The organism is Bacillus sp. SRB_331, from assembly GCF_003264175.1.
Lineage (GTDB): Bacteria > Bacillota > Bacilli > Bacillales > Bacillaceae_G > Bacillus_A > Bacillus_A mycoides.
Genome location: NZ_NADV01000096.1, coordinates 1 through 612, shown reverse-complemented (window position 1 = coordinate 612; position 612 = coordinate 1). Strand labels below are relative to the sequence as shown.

At 30.7% G+C, this 612-nt stretch carries 1 protein-coding gene; it reads right to left on the bottom strand.

Going from position 1 to position 612, the window contains the following annotated elements; all coding sequences use genetic code 11:
- Nucleotides 1–39: 39 nt before the first annotated feature.
- The coding region (gene yknW, locus B5P42_RS31355) for a YknW family membrane protein (RefSeq protein ID WP_113736070.1) at nt 40–612 on the bottom strand (573 nt) is incomplete at its 5' end.

Here is a 612-nt window from a genome sequence, read left to right as displayed (position 1 = left end):
AATCTTCTACTAAACTTAGTAATAATGAACTTAATTTATTTACATTAACATACCTGGTAAAAACTTCGCTATTAATACAATAATTGCCGCAAAGAATACCGCTTTAATAATGAATAGAATAATAATTGGAATCGATGCTTTCACTTTGCTTAATCCAGCTGTAATGTGTAATCCGAGCCAAATTAAGAGTAAATTCCATACATAGAATAGTTCAATTGTATTACCAATTCCATATGCAAATGTACCTTTCGTAAATAATAACCCTAAACTCGTATATTGGCTCATTCCACTACCAAAGATTATACTTAAAATAGAATTAATAAGTCCACCAATAATAAGGACAATGTTTGTATAAGCTACAATATTCAATAAGGTTTTATAAGGCGTATCATTACCAAAGAACATCATAAACATTTTATAAATAACTGCTATGAATAGTGTTCCAACCATCGCACTAGCAAAGCTTGTTCCAATTCCAGAAATAACTTCTGATGTAAGTGAACTTTGTCCAGCCATTTCACCTAATTCTTTTTTCATTTTAAGCATCTCAGGTGAGGTATACATAACATACGCATTTAAACCACCTAGAAGCCCTTGTAACAATGCTACTAA